This is a genomic window from Pseudomonas sp. S2_H10 (assembly GCF_054668285.1).
The window spans coordinates 4,378,755-4,392,012 of record NZ_CP162754.1 but is presented as its reverse complement, the minus strand read 5'-3'; the positions used below and the strand labels follow the sequence as shown (position 1 = coordinate 4,392,012).

At 61.5% G+C, this 13,258-nt stretch carries 14 protein-coding genes; 6 read left to right on the top strand and 8 right to left on the bottom strand.

Annotated features, from left to right (window positions below):
• Positions 1-5: 5 nt before the first annotated feature.
• The 4 genes from AB4O16_RS19630 to AB4O16_RS19615 are packed head-to-tail and all read left to right on the top strand — an operon-like array spanning position 6 to position 2,798.
• Positions 6-890 carry a type II secretion system F family protein gene (locus AB4O16_RS19630; protein ID WP_460155590.1) on the top strand — a complete coding sequence of 295 codons (885 nt, stop codon included), beginning with the start codon at positions 6-8 and terminating at the stop codon, positions 888-890.
• 2 nt (positions 891-892) lie between these two features.
• Positions 893-1,783 (top strand): type II secretion system F family protein, encoded by an 891-nt coding sequence (locus AB4O16_RS19625; protein WP_460158075.1) that lies wholly within the window; start codon positions 893-895, stop codon positions 1,781-1,783.
• Positions 1,784-1,793: 10 nt separating this feature from the next.
• On the top strand, positions 1,794-2,507 hold the full coding sequence (locus AB4O16_RS19620) for a tetratricopeptide repeat protein (RefSeq protein WP_460155589.1): 714 nt from the start codon (positions 1,794-1,796) through the stop codon (positions 2,505-2,507).
• A 12-nt stretch (positions 2,508-2,519) separates the two neighbouring features.
• Positions 2,520-2,798: a DUF3613 domain-containing protein gene (locus tag AB4O16_RS19615; RefSeq protein WP_460155588.1), complete on the top strand. Its 279-nt coding sequence runs from the start codon at positions 2,520-2,522 to the stop codon at positions 2,796-2,798.
• A gap of 16 nt (positions 2,799-2,814) precedes the next feature.
• Here AB4O16_RS19615 and AB4O16_RS19610 read toward each other — a convergent pair whose 3' ends face one another.
• The 3 genes from AB4O16_RS19610 to AB4O16_RS19600 all read right to left on the bottom strand — a co-directional run bounded on the left by AB4O16_RS19610 (position 2,815) and on the right by AB4O16_RS19600 (position 5,290).
• Positions 2,815-3,066, bottom strand: coding sequence for a DUF6124 family protein (locus AB4O16_RS19610; protein ID WP_150714506.1), 252 nt, complete (start codon positions 3,064-3,066; stop codon positions 2,815-2,817).
• An 862-nt stretch (positions 3,067-3,928) separates the two neighbouring features.
• Positions 3,929-4,711, bottom strand: coding sequence for a response regulator transcription factor (locus tag AB4O16_RS19605; protein ID WP_460155587.1), 783 nt, complete (start codon positions 4,709-4,711; stop codon positions 3,929-3,931).
• Positions 4,712-4,819: 108 nt separating this feature from the next.
• Complete coding sequence (locus AB4O16_RS19600; RefSeq protein WP_460155586.1) at positions 4,820-5,290, bottom strand: prepilin peptidase; 471 nt, start codon at positions 5,288-5,290, stop codon at positions 4,820-4,822.
• A gap of 75 nt (positions 5,291-5,365) precedes the next feature.
• Here AB4O16_RS19600 and AB4O16_RS19595 point away from each other — a divergent pair, with 75 nt between their 5' ends.
• Positions 5,366-5,806, top strand: coding sequence for a TadE/TadG family type IV pilus assembly protein (locus AB4O16_RS19595; RefSeq protein WP_160389550.1), 441 nt, complete (start codon positions 5,366-5,368; stop codon positions 5,804-5,806).
• Positions 5,803-8,541, top strand: a complete 2,739-nt coding sequence (locus AB4O16_RS19590) for a PAS domain-containing sensor histidine kinase (RefSeq protein ID WP_460155585.1) — start codon at positions 5,803-5,805, stop codon at positions 8,539-8,541. The genes AB4O16_RS19595 and AB4O16_RS19590 overlap by 4 nt, the downstream gene beginning before the upstream one ends.
• Here AB4O16_RS19590 and AB4O16_RS19585 read toward each other — a convergent pair.
• The 5 genes from AB4O16_RS19585 to AB4O16_RS19565 all read right to left on the bottom strand — a co-directional run bounded on the left by AB4O16_RS19585 (position 8,538) and on the right by AB4O16_RS19565 (position 13,144).
• Positions 8,538-10,520: a pilus assembly protein TadG-related protein gene (locus tag AB4O16_RS19585; protein WP_460155584.1), complete on the bottom strand. Its 1,983-nt coding sequence runs from the start codon at positions 10,518-10,520 to the stop codon at positions 8,538-8,540. The genes AB4O16_RS19590 and AB4O16_RS19585 overlap by 4 nt on opposite strands.
• A 332-nt stretch (positions 10,521-10,852) precedes the next feature.
• Positions 10,853-11,416 (bottom strand): DUF4136 domain-containing protein, encoded by a 564-nt coding sequence (locus AB4O16_RS19580; RefSeq protein ID WP_160389553.1) that lies wholly within the window; start codon positions 11,414-11,416, stop codon positions 10,853-10,855.
• Between the two features lie 55 nt (positions 11,417-11,471).
• Positions 11,472-12,080 (bottom strand): DUF4136 domain-containing protein, encoded by a 609-nt coding sequence (locus AB4O16_RS19575; protein ID WP_160389554.1) that lies wholly within the window; start codon positions 12,078-12,080, stop codon positions 11,472-11,474.
• Positions 12,081-12,092: 12 nt separating this feature from the next.
• Complete coding sequence (locus AB4O16_RS19570) at positions 12,093-12,842, bottom strand: methyltransferase domain-containing protein (RefSeq protein WP_460155583.1); 750 nt, start codon at positions 12,840-12,842, stop codon at positions 12,093-12,095.
• The gene (locus AB4O16_RS19565) at positions 12,842-13,144 is read right to left on the bottom strand and encodes a MazG-like family protein (protein WP_160389556.1); all 303 of its coding nucleotides are present in this window, start codon (positions 13,142-13,144) and stop codon (positions 12,842-12,844) included. Before AB4O16_RS19565 ends, AB4O16_RS19570 begins: the two co-directional genes overlap by 1 nt.
• Positions 13,145-13,258 lie beyond the last annotated feature (114 nt).

Below are 13,258 nucleotides of genomic sequence, written 5' to 3'. Positions count from 1 at the left end.
ATCGCATGCTCAAACCGGCGCTGCTCATCCTCGTTTGCCTGATCTTTCTCGGGCTGTCGCTGCGCTTGCTCTATAACGGTTTGCGCCAGACCGGCAACGAACGGATTCTCGGGCGCCTGAACCAGGGGCAACCGCAGCGGATCGTGCAGAAATCGTCGTGGGCAGGTCTTGACCGGGCATTCCTGCGCGCCGGCCTCGGGCGCCCCGCCGAACGCCTCGGCCAATGGTTGGCGTTCTGGATACTCGGGGTGCTGCTGGGTTTCGCCCTGGGTGGCTGGATCGGCGCCTTGCTGTTGCTGCTGATACCGCCGGCGGTGGTACGGCTGTTTATCAGCTGGCGTTATCAACGTCGCCTCGCGCGCATGATCGAACAACTGCCGACGCTGCTCGACCATGCCGTGCGCAGCCTGAAATCCGGACGGACCCTGGCCGATGCCGTGCTCGGCGCCATCGATGCCGCCGAAGACCCGCTGAAAAATGCCATGGGCCGGATCCAGCGCAATGTGCAACTGGGGGTCAGCCTGGCGGACGCCACGTCAGACTTCGCCGAACTGTACGAGAAAGATGAACTGCGCCTGTTCGCCCTCGGCTTGAAGGTCAACCACCGCTACGGCGGCAATGCCAGTGAGCTGCTGGAAAACCTGATCAAGATAATCCGCGAACGCGAACAGGCGTCTCGCCAATTGAAAGCCATGACCGGCGAAACCCGAATCACGGCGGTAGTCCTCGCCCTGTTGCCGGTGACGGTCGCCGGCTACTTTCTACTCACCAATCCAACCTATCTGCTTTCCATGTGGCACGACAGCTCGGGGCAAATGATGCTGGCCAGTGCCTTTGGTTTGCAGGTGATCGGTTGCCTGGCGCTGTGGCGCATGATGCGCAGCCTATGAATATGCAGATGCCCTTGCTGGTGAGCGCACTTCTACTGTTCGGCGCCGCACTGTTGCTGCTCAGCGCCTTGCTGGATCAGCAGCGACGCAAGCGCCAGGTGACCCAACGGCTGGACGGCAAGGCGCCGGGCGACAGCCGCCTCAGCCATCTGCTGCACGCCCTGGGCGCCAGCCGCCTGGGGCAGCAGTCGGTGAAAATGGACAATGAAACCCAGACCCTGCTCAACCGCCTGGGCTGGCGCAGCGTACGCCAACGCTCGATGTTCGCCGCCTTGCAGGTGGGCGTACCGCTGCTGGCACTGTCCTTGTGCCTGCTGATCCAGGGACTTTTCTACCCCGACGTGGAGAGCCACTGGATCGCCCCGGCATTCGCCGCCGGCATCGGCTATCTGTTGCCCAAACGCATGCTGGCCGCCGCCGCACAGCGTCGGCAAAAGCAACTGGCAACCGAGACCTCGACCTTTATCTCACTGCTGCGCGTCCTGTTCGAATCGGGCATGGCGGTGGAGCAGTCGCTGCGCGTGCTGAGCCAGGAGGGCAAGCAATTGCTGCCCGCCCTGACCCATGAATTGCGCCTGATTCTGGTCCGTGTCGATTCCGGGCTGGAGCTGGGCGAAGAGCTGAACAAGACCACCCGATTACTCGCGGTAGACGAGTTCACCGACACCTGCGTGATCCTTCAACAGTTGATCCACCAGGGCGGCGGCGCGATGAAATCCTTGCTGGCGCTCAAACAATTGCTCGATGACCGGCGCCTGACGCGCCTGCAGGAATACATCTCCAAGATGTCCGCGAAAATGTCCGTCGTGATGATGCTGTTTCTCTTCCCGGCGTTGTTGATCGTCCTGGCCGGACCGGGCTTCACCGCCCTGTCCCGGGCCTTTGCTTCCTAGAGGGAACCTGATGAAAGCATTGATAGCCGGTTTGAGTCTGCTGCTGTTGAGCGGCTGCGCCAGCAACGGCCAGACACCCTGGAGCGCCCTGACCAGCACCGCCAGTTGCGGCAAGCTGAGCTCCGAGGAACAGCTGTCGATGAACCTCGCCGACGACATGGCCAAGGACGGCAAACTGCACGCCAGCCTGGCCAACCTGCAAAACCTGCCGGACAACCTCGCCGACGTACGCCTGCGCAAGGCCAAGGTCTATCGGCAGTTGGGCCGCAGCGAAGCCGAGCCGTTGTACCGCAGCCTGCTCGGCACTTGCCTGGCGGCCGAAGCCGAACATGGCCTGGGCCAACTCGCCGCCGCCAGCGGCGATAACGGCCAGGCCCAGGCCCACCTGCAACGGGCCGCGCGACTGGCGCCCACCGACGCAAAAGTCCGCAACGACCTGGGCGTGGTGTACCTCAATCAGTTGCGGGTCGAAGACGCCAAATTCGAATTCCTCACCGCCATCGAACTCAAGCAAAGCGATCAACTGGCGGCCGTGAATCTGGTGACCCTGCTGATCTATCAGGACGACTGGAGCCGCGCCGCCGAACTGGTCAGCCGCGTCGGCCTGACCCCGGCCCAGGTCACCGAAGCCCAGGCCCGCGCCGAGAAACTCAAGGCCCCGGCCAGGCCGGGCCCGAGCATCGCCGCGCAAGTCGCCGCCGTATCCCCACAGGCCCTTCAATAGGGAACGCCCAGGATGAAACCGACCACCCTCTACTGCCTCGGCCTGCTGGCCCTGCCCCTCGCCGCCCACGCCATCGACGCCGGCCCGGCGTCGCCACAACAACAGGAAACCGAAGGCTGGCTACAACTGCAGGCCCGCAACAAAGTCGCCTCCGACAAACCCCAAACCGCCAGCGCCACCGAACGCGAACTGGCCATGCAACGCTGGCTGAAAAGCTTTCAGCATGAAATCCCACAGTTCTGGGACCAGGACGCCGGGGGCAAGGTCTATAGCGGCGGGTCGGGAGGCTGACCTGATTTGCCGGTGTTCAGTCCTGCGGATCGAGATTATCCAGCGCCCGATTCACCGCCAGCTCACCCAGCATGATCACCTGCGCAATGCCAAGCAGCGTGTTGCGCTGGGAGCCCTGCAGAAACCCCGCAAAATCACTCGCCATCACACTCGCCGACGCCAGCGATTCACAGGCATGGGCCAGCAGGGTTTCGGTGTCGATGTCTGGGGCGATGAGGAACATTGTGCCGGGTTTGTGTTTGGGGGGATTGGGGGTGGGTTTGATCATGGTGAAGCTCCATTCTTGATTTGGAGTTCGCCATCACTGCGACCAAGCAGAAAGGTGGCGAACCGTACGCAGGTTGGTCGACCAGGGAATGGAAACCCGGCAGGGCCTGAGCCCTCCCACGCACAGCCCGCCATAAAGCGAGCACAAAAATGCCGCTCACGCGGCACTGTGCGCCATTCTAAACCCGGGCGACCAAACCCGATCACTGAATTTGCAGTGACCGATAAAGGCTAGAGATTGCACTTCCGAGGGACAACCTGAAAAACGTGTCGGAGGTTTCCTTGGGGTTTAAGGAAAACTGCACAGTATTGTGTGGGCTGACAGATCGCCATCGCTGGCAAGCCAGCTCCTACAGTGGGTTGGGTACATTCGGAAGAGATTGGGTGGCTGGCAGGCCGCCATCGCTAGCAAGCCAGCTCCTACAGGGATTGAGTACATCTCAAAGAGATTGTCGGCTGGCAGGCCGTCATCGCGAGCAAGCTCGCTCCCACAGAAAAGCAAAAGCAAAAGCCGCGTACACCCGCTGCTCTTCACCACTCATCAGGCCGAGCGTTAGCTCGCCTGCAGCTCTTGATCTTGATCCACCCGCCCCCTCGGGAGGCTGAGTGGAGGTGTTCATCCGGGGAGTGGCGCGCAGCGCCGTTCGACGCAGTCGAACACGCTGCATGTAGGTCGAAGCGAAGCCGACCGGAGGGCAGTGTCCCCGGATGGATACCGGAGCGAAGGAACCCCGAGCCTTAGCGAGGGGCCGTACGCCAGGGGCGAGACCTTTTGGTTCCTTTTGGGGCGTTTGCCAAAAGGGACTCGCCGTAAGGGCGAAACCATAAGCCGCCGTTACAAAAATAACGGATATACACACAAATCAATGCGCCGTAACCCGCTGCCGCCCCCCCGAACTGCTGGGCGACAAAGCCAGAGCCAACTGCGTCCGATTATGCATATGCGTCAACCGCAAAACCTGCGACACATACAACTTCACCGTGTTCTCGGTAATCCCCAACTCACAGGCAATCTGATAATTGGTCTGCCCCTTGCCCACCAACCGCGCCACCTCCAGTTGCCGTGGCGACAGCTGATGGAAAATCGCCGGAATCTCCAGCGCATCGACATCAGCGCCACCCCGCTCACCTGAGTCCACCGCCTGCGGACCACGCCGCACCTTGTCCAGGTCCTGGTACAGATCATCGATCGACTCGGACAAATACTGCAGCTTCTGATTCAAATGCCCCAACTGCAGGTTCTTGTGCTTCTCCTGCAAGGCAATTTCCTGACGCTGCAAACCTTCGAACAACTCATTCAGGTCGATCGGCTTCTGGTAGTAGTCGGCAACGCCAGCACGCAAGGCCTTGATCACGTCCTGCTTGTCGGCATGCCCGGTGAGCATGATCGCCTCGAACGCCCGGTGCTTGCCCGACAGCCGCTGCAGCTCCTGCATCAGCTCAAGGCCATCCATGCCGGGCATGTGCAAGTCCAGCAGCACCAGGCCAATATCGAGGTCTTCGTTGAAACGCTCGATCGCCTGACGACCCGACTCGCAGGGAACACAACGGTAACCTTTGCTCTCCAGAAACTCGCAAAGCTCTTCAACGATCAGAGGCGCATCGTCGACCACAAGGACTTTTACTGCCGAAGTAAACTTGCTCACGTGCAACTCCCTGTCAGGCCAAAGGTTGACCCGTCCCTCACCGACAGCCAGCGGCTGTACAGTCTGAAAAGTAGACGTAGTTTCCGGCTATGTACATACAAGGCTCGATTAGCGGAGCCAGGCCAATGTCAGCAGCATTCCCGCCAGCACGAACGGAGCAAATGGCTGCTTCTTTGACATTCCAGGCACCATATAACAAAGATGGGTTCTAAGCCCTTGACTCATATGAAGCCAGACTCTTGGCGCCAGCAGCAGCCAGAAAACACTGGCCAAACCGGCGCCAATAAACGTACCGAGCACGTGCATACCGTCCGTCGCAAGACCCAGGGCGGCCATGAGTTTCACGTCGCCGCCGCCCAGGCGCCTCATGGAATAACCCGGCAGCGTGAAGCCCAGCGCCAGCAACAACGCCCAGCCCCCCTGTTGCGCCTCGGCGCCCAGCCAGGTCGTGCCGCTCCACAGCAGCCATGCCAGGGCCAGGGCGCCGACGCCCAGGGTCAGGCCATTGGCGATGTGCCGTTGGCGGGCATCCTGTGCGGCGCACAGTGCCAACCAGATCAGTAGGACAAAGCTCTGCATTCGGTAAAAAACGTCCGTTTCGGCTGAATGATTCTATGCTGACATTACACAGTGATGGTCAGGGTAGACGCACTCATGAAAGCCAGCCTCCCCCACAAACAAAAAGGTGCCGCAGCGATTGAGTTCGCCCTGGTGTTCATCATTTTCTTTGGCGTGTTCTACGGCATCATCAGTTACAGCCTGCCGCTGTTGCTGATGCAGTCGTTCAACCAGTCGACCGCCGAAGCCGTGCGCCGCAGCGTGGCGCTGGACCCGGCTACCCCCGGCTACAATGCCGCCCTGATTGCCCGCGCCACAACGGAGCTGACCACGCAAACAGCCTGGATTCCACCGGCCCTGAACTTCGATGCCGCCACCGACGCCACCGTCAACTTCGTGGACGGGTTGCTGACCGTTCGCATCAATTACCCCACCAGTAAAATCAGCGCCGTCATTCCGTTCCTGAATTTGCCGGGCATCGGTCAGGTACCCAATCTGCCGGCCACCCTCACGGCCAGTTCGAGCCTGCAGTTTTGAGCGCTGGGGATAAACTTTTCGGGCGCCTGCTCCACCGCCATCCGCCGCCCCCGCAGGAGTTGCCGGAGACGCTGCGGGTGCAGGGTTTCGGATTGCAGATGCAGCTCAACGCCGAGGGCCGTGTCGTTCAACTGAGCGGGCCGCTGCGCCACTTGCTGGCCCAGCAACCGCCCCGCGCGCAGGCACCGCACCTGCTCGACTTCCTGTTGCCCCACAGCTGCCTGGTCATCGAAGGTGCGCCGACGCACTGGCAGGGCCAGACCCTGGACCTGGATTTTTACAGCCTCAGCGGTCCGCCGCTGCATTTGCGCGGCTGGGTGCAGCCCTTGGCCGAGGCCTGGTTGTTGCAGTTGCTCGACATCGGCGACTTGCTGATGGAGCGCCGACAATCGCGCAACCGCGAGCAATGCCAGGTGCTGGCGATGCAGATCGCCGAACAGTTGCGCCTGTGCAGCCTGACGCGCCTGCCCGACGTACTGGCCGACCAACTGCAATGCCTGACCATGCGTTTTCAGATCCCCTGCATTGCCTTGGCCTTGCTCGATGAGCAGGAACAGGGCTGGCAAATTCACCAGCACTACGGCGCTTTCGATGCACCGCAGCTCTGGCAAAACGGCCAGCGCCTGGGCACCGGGCTGGACAGTCTGAGCGGCTCGGCACCGCAGCACCTGACCCTGCGCGAACACCCGCGCCTGCAGGACACCTTCGGCAATACCGATGGCTTCGCCGTGCCTTACCACGATGCGCATGGGGTGGTCGCCTGGTTGCTGTGCGGTTTCTACACGGCGCCTCAACGCGCCCCCGACGTCACGGAGCGCGACTGGCTGCAAATCACCGCCGCGCTCGCCAGCCCCTTGCTCGAACGCCTGCGCGAGCACCGCCATCATCTGCAACTGGAACGCCTGGAATCGCTGCAAGCCTTGCTCGGCACAGGCTGGTGGGAAGTCTTCAGTGACAGCGACGAGGTGCAGTTGGCGCCTTCGCTGGCCACAGCCCTGAACCTTCAATCGCATTTGTCCGTGCAGAACTGGCTCGATCAGGTGTATCCCGCCGACCGCGAAGAGCTGCGCATGCGCCTGCAAGACTTGCAGGCGTCGGGCGTGCCGCTCCTGATGTGCGTGCGCCTGTTCCGCCCCGACGATGCACCCGAACCCATCTGGTACCGCCTGCAAGGCCAGGCCTTGGGGGTGGGAAAAAACCGTCGGCTGGTGGGTTTCATGCTCGACATCAGCGACATCAAGAATCAGCAGCAGAGCGCCGCCGCCGCCCATGCCCGCCTGGACAATCTGATCGCCAGCTCTCCGGCAGTAATCTATGTGCAGCGATATGACGAAGGCGCGCTGCAACCGGTGTTCTTCAGCGACAGCCTGTTGCCATTGCTCGGCTGGACCCTGGCCGACTGCGCCCCCGGAACGCTGGTCGAGCGGGTGCACCCCGACGACCGCCCGCAGTATTTCGAGCGCACCCGGCAGTTGCTGCGTGAAGGCTCGGTGCGTGCGCGCTATCGCTTGCGCGACAGCCGCGGCGATTATCACTGGCTGCTCGATGAAGCGAAGTTGCTGCGCGACGACCTCGGCTTGCCGGTGGAAGCCGTGGGCCTGTGGCTGGACGTCACCGAAGCGACCCTGGCCACCGAACAGGTTCGCCAGAGTGAGGAACGCTACCGGATTCTGGTGGAAGACTCGCCGGCGATGATCTGCCGCTACCAGCCGGACCTGACCCTGACCTTCGGCAACCGTCCGTTGGCGACCTATCTGGAACTGTCGTCCGAGCAATTGCCGGGGGTGAACCTGGGCAGCTGGATGTCCGCGGAGCAACGCGACGCGTTCACCCAACGGCTGAGCCAGCTGAGCCCCGAGTTTCCGGTGAGCACCGCCGAGATCAACCTGCAACTGCCCGGCCGCGAGCACGCCTGGTGGGTCTGGTCCGATCGCGGGGTCTTCGACGAACAGGGCCGTTTGCTCGAGGTTCAGGCCGTGGGACGCGACAACACCGAGGTGCGGCGCTCACAACAGCAGCTCACGCAAAGCGCGAAAATGGCCACCCTCGGTGAAATGGCCACCGGCCTGGCCCATGAAATCAACCAGCCGTTGAACGTGATGCGCATGGCCATCGTCAATGTGCTCAAGCGCCTCGCCAACGGCGATGTACAGGTCGATTACCTGATCGACAAGCTCAGCCGCATCGACACGCAAGTGCAGCGCGCCGCGCGGGTGGTGGACCACATGCGGGTGTTCGGCCGCCGCTCGGAAATCGAGCAGCAACCGTTCAACCCCGCCCAGGCCATCGAAGGCACGCTGTCGCTGTTGTCCGAGGGCATGCGCGGCAAGGGCATCGACCTGCGCATCAGCGAGACCGGTTTTGACGTGCAGGTGCGCGGCTACGTCGATCAGCTTGAACAGGTGCTGATCAACCTGATGGTCAACGCCCGGGACGCACTGCTGGGCAAGCGCGAGACCCAGCCCGGGTTCAAACCGTGGATTTCGCTGTACGCCGAACAGGATGCGCACTCGGTACGCCTGTGGGTCGAGGACAACGGCGGCGGTATCGACCGGCGTTTGCTGGAGCGCATATTCGAGCCGTTCTTTACCACCAAGGCGGTGGGCGTCGGCACCGGCCTGGGGCTCTCGGTGAGTTACGGCATCGTCGAAAACATGGGCGGCAAACTGAGCGTGAGGAACTCCACCGAGGGTGCGCGCTTCTGCATCGAACTGCCGATCGTGCTGGCGGACTAGATCACCAGGGCAGCTCGACCCGAGTGACAACTGAGATTGGCTCCCACCTCGACTTTGTTCAGGTCGATCCCCAGGCTTGCCAGCAGCGTATTGATCAGCGTGTCCAGCAGCGGGCTGAGCACGGTATTGATCGCATTGACCAGCGCGGTAGCGACATCACTCAAAATGCTCCCCAAACCACCCACGATACTGCCTGAGGGCCCATACATATTGACGCCAAGGTTGCTGACAGTGGTGGTCAGGCTGTTGACGATATTGGTCGTGGTGTAGGCATGGTAAAACGGTGGCTGATTGATCTCCGGCAGGTTGGCCGCTGCCGGCGCTGAATAGACGTGGGGCATGTTGGCATTTTGTGCAATCGGGATGTTGAGCATGATATCGATACCACCGCCGACGCCGGGCCGATGGTTGTAACAGACAGCCGGCAAAACCAGTAGTCGCTGGCAGGTCTGCACACCGATATCAATGACCTTAAGAGGACTGACGTTGTTGGTGGGTGGAACAGAGGATGTACCAAATACATCGGCCGGGTTGATCTGCCCGATCTTCAATCCGATCAGCGTGGTGGTGGTGTTGGTCGTCAGGCTTTTGTTCGTCGCACTCACACAACTGTAAGCAGTGACATAACTCCATGCGCCCGCTGCTTCCAGCGCAATGTCGATCCGTATCGGTGCCGGTAAAAGCTTGATTTCCGGCGTGTCGCACGGCACGAGCAACGCACAGGTCAATGAGTTGACGACGCCCACCAGGTCCAGATGCAGCAAGGCATTCAGGGTGTTGGTCAACGGTGCAACGAGATCGATGACGGCATTGACCAGAGGCGTGATGGCGTCCAGTACCGGCAGGTTGATCGACAACAATGTCTTGACCTGAGCCGTACGGACATAGATGCGGTTGGGGCCCAAAGGGGCCAATGCCGCGTTTTTTGGATTGCCGATTGCAGACAGTTGCGGCGGCTCCATCACCTGCACCCGTGCAGTGATTTGCGCCAATCCTGCGATGTTGATCGGCAAACTCGCGACCAGGGCGTTCTTCTTGTTCGCCAGTTGCACAAACCCTTCGATCAGATCGAACGCTTTCAGATTCACGGCTAGGGCCGAGATATCGGTGCCACTTTCAACATCCAGCAAGTTCCCCAGCACAACGGACGTCGTCCCCGCTGCTACCTTCAGCGCCTGCAAGCTGACGATCGTTGCAGTTGCGCCAAGTGTGCCGTTGGGGTCCAGCACATTGATGGCGGTCTGGATCAATTGGCTGACGTTGACCGTATTGCCCAGCACTTGATCGTAGCCGCCAGCGGTCAGGCCGAGGTCGATTTTCAAGCGATTGAGGTAGCCGAGCAGGCTGATGTTGGTATTGACCAGACCGTTCCAGCCCGCCGCACTGATACTGACGTTACCGCCCAATAATCCCCCAAAAAGCAGACTGGTAATGGCGGCCTTGCTGGTATCGAACGTCAGGGCAGTACTGCGGATCGTCAATGAAGCCAAGGGTGGCGGCAGCGCGGCGACCGCCGTGGCGTTCAGCGTCATCGTTGAACCCGCCGGTGCGCCGCCAACCAGCGCGCCGATGCCTCCGGCAATACTCTGTTGCACGACATGGCTGGCGATAACCCGGATAGCCTCGCTCTTACTTGGGTCTGCACTGAATACTCGAAGGTTGTTGGCATCCAGCGCAAGCACACCGCACGCCACAGCCAAAGCGCGTCCATCGCTGGGTATGGCGAAGCCATTTCGTTGGGCGCTGGCCGTCGCATAGGTGTTCGCGGTCGAACTGGCGGAACAGTCTCCTCCCCTTGTGGCCGCTTCAAGTGCGGCCACGTCGGCAACGCGCTGCAAACTGCGCTTCTCCAAGTACAGTCTGCCGGTATCGACCACCAATAACATGAACCCCAAAGCCAAGGCCAGGGTCAACGCGGCCATCAACCCGATCGCCCCCCGTTGCCGGGCCGGGCCGCGAAACTGCAGGCGGGGAGACATGGCGCACTCCTTTGCCGGCACACTGCCGGGGGCTACCTCCATTGGTGAGAAGCAGTGTAGTCAAGGGTGGCAGAGGCTGCTGGCAACTTGCCAGTGCCGGTACCAAAAAAGGTTCCTCACGCAATCACGCAGGAACTGTAGGAGCCGGCTTGCTGGCGATGGACTCAAGTGCGCCGCGTTCTGTCAGGACGCACGCGTTATCGTTAACGACCATCGCCTACAAGCCGGCGCCTACAGGGACCATACCCACGCGGAAATGAAGTGCCCTCCAAGCCAGTGAAAGCCCCAAAAAAACCCCTGCGAGGGCACAGGGGTTGAGATGTTGGCCGAGGCTAGGAGGCGCGCGGTGGATAGTTGGCCAATATCCGCGTGACCGTTTCCAGGATGGCATCGCGACGATCCGACGGGTTCGGTGTGCGGCTGAGTATCTGTTCATCACTGCCGCGCCACACCAGTTTGCCGTCCTTGCCATCGAGCAGGTCAATCTGGATGGTCGCCACTTTGTAGCTGACATTGCGGGTTTCGTTGTACATCGGGGCGCCGTAATAGCCGTACCACGGGTAGCCCCAGCCGCCGCCGTAGTTGGTGGTCACCTGTTGTTGGCGCTCTTCGACAATCAGGTAGGTCTGCACATTCAAATCACCCTTGGTGCCTGCGGCGGCCGGACGCAGGCCGCGCTGATCCAGTTGATCGGCAACCGCCTGACGGATGCGCTGTTCGGTCAGGTCGCTCTTGATCCGTGGATCATCGGGGCGGTATTGCAGGGCGGGTTCTTTCCAGGCCCAGCTGCGATAGGCCGCAAAATCGCGGCTGGCGTCGAAGTCATGATTGACCTGGTTGGCGGCGCAGGCACTGAGCAGCACGGCCACTGCCAATAAAACAAAACGGCGGAACATGATGATTCTCCGGTTGAAGGCATGATCCTGTGGAATGCTTCTTATCTACAAGAAGCTAACCAGGAGGATACGCCGACATTGCCTTTTCCACAGCCTCCCGTATCGCATCGGCACGTTCGCTTTCGCTGCCACGGTTGCCGGTTTCAGCGCTGGAGCTCCATATCGGCTGACCGCTCTTGGCGTCAAACATGTCCACCTGCACGACCACGACCTGTTCCTGATAGGTACGGATGATCGGCACGGTGGCATAGCCGCCATATCCAGGGCCGTAGCCGTTGTAGCCGCCATAACCACCGCCGTAATAGTCGTCCTGGACCTGGCGCAAGCGGGTTTCCAGGCGCAGGTCGGCGCTGACAAACAGGTCCGCCGGGCGATTGTCGTGCAACGGCCGCAAGCCGCGCTGGTCCAGGGCATTGCTGACCGCCTCGGCGACCTGCGCCGAGTCCGCCCAGGCGGTGCCCGGTGGCAGATGGCCGTTGAGCCAGGCCCAACTGCGGTACTGAGCGTAGTCACGCGGCGCTGCCGGGTAGGCGCTGCGGTCAAAGGTGTTGGCGGCCTGCGGTGGCGCCGGTGGCAGCGGGTTGGACGTGGCGACATAAGGGTTGCTGCCCTGACAAGCCGCCAGGCCCAGGCAGAACAGCAGTACACCCGAATGGTTTTTCATTTCGTGCTCCGCTCAGACAGGCCGACAGATCCAGTGCAGGTAACGCCCAAGCCCGGCAAAGCTCGGGTGACGACGGTGGGCCAGCTCCATTTCCAGCAGATCCACCAGTTCGGCGCGGGCCTGGAATTCCACCGGCATGTAGTCGTGAAAAACCCGCACGCCACTCTGGGTTTCGACCCGCCACAGACCGTCAAGTTGCGCCGCCAGTTCGCGCGGATCAAGCGGCTGTTGCGGGGTCAGGCTCTGTTTTTCGCCGGCCATGTCGTTCTTGCGCATCTTGCGGAAATGGCCCTTGAGCAAGTTGCGATAAATCAGCGCGTCGCGGTTGTAGAACGCCAGGGACAACCAGCCGTCCGCCCTGGTCAGTTGATGCAGCACCGGCAGGATGGCGTGGGGGTCGGCCAGCCATTCCAGCACGGCGTGACACAGCACCAGATCGTAGGGTTCGTTGAGCTGCCCGAGCAGTTCCTGCCACGGTGCCTGAATGAACGTGGCGCTCTGCCCGGCTTCGGCAAAGCGCTGGCGGGCGCCTTCGAGCATCGGTTCGGCCGGCTCGGCGAGGGTCACCTGGTGGCCACGCTGGGCCAGCCACAGCGACATATGGCCAAGGCCGGCGCCGATGTCCAGCACGCGCAACGGACGGTCGGGCAAGGTTTCGGCCAGATCGGCCTGCAACACTGCGAGACGGATCGCGCCTTTGGCACCGCCGTAGATTTTTTCGGCGAAACGGGTCGCCAGTTGATCGAAATGACGGTCGCTCATCAGCTGAACCTCCGTTCGCTGTCCGCCAGTTTGCTGCGCACCACGGCGTCCATGTCCAGGCCCAGTTCGCTGCACAACAGCAACAGATAAAGGACGATATCACCGACTTCCTGTCCGGCGTGGGCGAGTTTGTCCGCCGGCAGCTGGCGCGACTGGTCTTCGCTCAGCCACTGGAAAATCTCCACCAGCTCGGACATTTCCACGCTCGCGGCCATGGCCAGGTTTTTCGGGCTGTGAAATTGCCGCCAGTCATTGCGGTCACGGATGGCGTGCAGGCGTTCGGTCAGTTCAACAAGGTTCATCGGGCTCTCCTGAAGGCGTATAGCTTCGGGGGGATCACAGATGAAGGCAAGGGGCAGCGAAAGCAGGCTCCCACAGGTACAGTGCAACGCTCTATGCTTGTGGGAACTCGGCAG